The organism is Pseudonocardia pini, from assembly GCF_013870575.1.
Taxonomy (GTDB): Bacteria; Actinomycetota; Actinomycetes; order Mycobacteriales; family Pseudonocardiaceae; genus Pseudonocardia; species Pseudonocardia pini.
This window is the reverse complement of the sequence record NZ_JACBXB010000805.1, coordinates 1-2,448: the sequence shown is the minus strand read 5'-3', so window position 1 is coordinate 2,448 and position 2,448 is coordinate 1. Positions and strand designations below refer to the sequence as shown.

Genomic DNA, 2,448 nt, shown 5'->3' with positions numbered 1-2,448 from the left:
TGCGGTCGCGGTGTTCGGCGCCGTCGAGCTGGCCCTCCTCGAAGGCCTTGTCGAGGGCGCGGCACAGGGCGTCGCGGTCGGTGTCGCGCGCGCGGGTGCGGGAGGTCGCCACGCGCGGAGAGTAGCGAGCGGTACCACCGGGGTCCGACGATGCGCTCCCTCGTCGACGACCGAGATCGACGACGGAGCCGTGTCGACCGGCCGAGCGGGAAGGACGTCTGGTGGGTGCGGGTGCAGATCGCCCAGCCCGACGGCACCGGCCGGGTGAGCGTCACGAACCTCCAGGAGGGTCCGGAGAACCAGCCCGTGCCCGGCCCGACGCAGGTCCCGACCACGTTCTGCTGAGCGCGATGGGTAGTCTCGTGCGGTGAGTTTCACGCTTCTCCCCGCTGTGGACGTCGCCGACGGGCAGGCCGTGCGCCTGGTCCAGGGCGAGGCCGGAACCGAGACCTCCTACGGCGCGCCGCGCGAGGCCGCGCTGAGGTGGCAGGAGGACGGCGCCGAGTGGATCCACCTCGTCGACCTCGACGCGGCGTTCGGCAAGGGCTCGAACGCCGAGCTGCTGGCCGCCGTCGTCGGTGAGCTGGACGTGAAGGTGGAGCTGTCGGGCGGCATCCGGGACGACGGGTCGCTGGCCCGTGCGTTGTCCACCGGGTGCGCGCGGGTCAACCTCGGCACCGCCGCGCTGGAGGACCCCGAGTGGTGTGCCCGCGTGTGCGCCGAGCACGGGGAGCGGATCGCCGTGGGGCTCGACGTCAAGATCAAGGACGGACAGCACCGGCTGGCCGCCCGCGGCTGGACGCAGGACGGCGGCGACCTGTGGGAGACCCTGGCGCGCATGGACCGCGACGGGGTGTCCCGCTACATCGTCACGGACGTCTCGCGCGACGGCACCCTGACCGGCCCGAACGTCGAGCTGCTGACGCAGGTCGCCGCGAGGACCCCGTCGCCGGTGGTGGCCTCCGGTGGGATCTCCGAGCTGAAGGACCTGGTCGCGCTGGCCGAGACCGGGGTGCTCGAGGGGTCGATCGTCGGCAAGGCGCTGTACGCGGGGCGCTTCACCCTGCCCGAGGCGCTCGCGGCGGTCCGCTAGTGGGCGTCGCGGTCCGCGTGATCCCCTGTCTGGACGTCGACGCCGGGCGGGTGGTCAAGGGCGTCAACTTCAAGGAGCTGCGAGACGCCGGGGACCCGGTCGAGATGGCCGCGGTCTACGACGCCGAGGGGGCCGACGAGCTCACGTTCCTCGACGTCACGGCGTCGTCGGGGGAGCGGGAGACCATGGTGGACGTGGTCCGCCGCACCGCCGAGCAGGTCTTCATCCCGCTGACCGTGGGAGGCGGGATCCGCACGCCCGACGACGTCGACCGCATGCTGCGCGCGGGCGCGGACAAGGTCTCGGTCAACACCGCGGCGATCGCCCGCCCGGAGCTGTTGGGCGAGATGGCGCGGCGGTTCGGCTCGCAGTGCATCGTGCTGTCGGTCGACGCGCGGCGCGTGCCTCAGGACGGCACGGCCGGGCCACCGACGCCGTCGGGCTTCGAGGTCACCACGCACGGCGGCCGCACGGGCACCGGGATCGACGCCGTCGAGTGGGCCGCGCGGGGTCAGGAGCTGGGCGTCGGTGAGATCCTGCTGAACTCGATGGACGCCGACGGGACCCGCGCCGGGTTCGATCTCGAGCTCATCGAGAAGGTGCGCCGGGTCGTCGCGGTGCCGGTGATCGCGTCCGGCGGCGCGGGCGCGCTGGAGCACTTCCCGCCCGCGGTGCACGCGGGGGCGGACGCGGTGCTCGCGGCCAGCGTGTTCCACTTCGGACAGCTGCGGATCGGCGAGGTCAAGGACGTGCTGCGGGCCGACCACGTGGAGGTCCGGTGAGGGTCGAGGTGTCCGAACTGGACCCGGCGGTCGCCCGGCGGCTCAAGCGGAACGCCGACGGTCTGGTCTGTGCCGTGGTGCAGGACGCGTCCACGAAGGACGTCCTGATGGTGGCGTGGATGGACGACGAGGCCCTCCACCGCACGTTGACGACTCGCCGCGGGACCTACTGGTCGCGGTCGCGGCAGGAGTACTGGGTCAAGGGCGAGACCTCCGGGCACGTCCAGCAGGTGCGCGAGGTCCGCCTGGACTGCGACGGCGACACCCTGCTGGTCGTCGTGGACCAGGAGGGCGCGGCCTGCCACACCGGCGACCGCACCTGCTTCGACGCCGACCGCCTCCTCTAAAGCCCCACCCCACCCGCGTTATGGAGCCACAACTGTCGTTCTCGGCGTTCGACACGACAGTTGTGGCTCCATAACGCGGTCAGGGGGACATGACCCAGCGGATGCCGCTGGTCACCCCCCGGCCCGCCAGGCGGACGATGGTCGCCTCCGCGATCGGGAGGTAGGGCAGGCGGAGCGGGGACCGCGCCCAGCGGGGGAGCAGGCCCACCGCGGCCGCGGCGAGCAA

General features: G+C 72.9%; 5 protein-coding genes. 4 read left to right on the top strand and 1 reads right to left on the bottom strand.

Annotated features, from left to right (window positions below):
• Positions 1–112, bottom strand: a 112-nt coding sequence (locus tag H5J29_RS36670; protein ID WP_181784201.1) for a DUF1707 domain-containing protein, incomplete at its 3' end; no start/stop codon positions are given.
• A gap of 38 nt (positions 113–150) precedes the next feature.
• Here H5J29_RS36670 and H5J29_RS29235 point away from each other — a divergent pair.
• The 4 genes from H5J29_RS29235 to hisI are packed head-to-tail and all read left to right on the top strand — an operon-like array spanning position 151 to position 2,222.
• The gene (locus H5J29_RS29235; RefSeq protein WP_181784200.1) at positions 151–345 is read left to right on the top strand and encodes a hypothetical protein; all 195 of its coding nucleotides are present in this window, start codon (positions 151–153) and stop codon (positions 343–345) included.
• A 22-nt stretch (positions 346–367) separates the two neighbouring features.
• The gene (gene priA / locus H5J29_RS29230; protein WP_181784199.1) at positions 368–1,093 is read left to right on the top strand and encodes a bifunctional 1-(5-phosphoribosyl)-5-((5-phosphoribosylamino)methylideneamino)imidazole-4-carboxamide isomerase/phosphoribosylanthranilate isomerase PriA; all 726 of its coding nucleotides are present in this window, start codon (positions 368–370) and stop codon (positions 1,091–1,093) included.
• Positions 1,093–1,875: an imidazole glycerol phosphate synthase subunit HisF gene (hisF, locus tag H5J29_RS29225; protein ID WP_181784198.1), complete on the top strand. Its 783-nt coding sequence runs from the start codon at positions 1,093–1,095 to the stop codon at positions 1,873–1,875. The genes priA and hisF overlap by 1 nt, the downstream gene beginning before the upstream one ends.
• Before the next feature lie 8 nt (positions 1,876–1,883).
• Positions 1,884–2,222 carry a phosphoribosyl-AMP cyclohydrolase gene (gene hisI, locus H5J29_RS29220; RefSeq protein ID WP_181784202.1) on the top strand — a complete coding sequence of 113 codons (339 nt, stop codon included), beginning with the start codon at positions 1,884–1,886 and terminating at the stop codon, positions 2,220–2,222.
• The last annotated feature ends 226 nt before the right edge of the window (positions 2,223–2,448 follow it).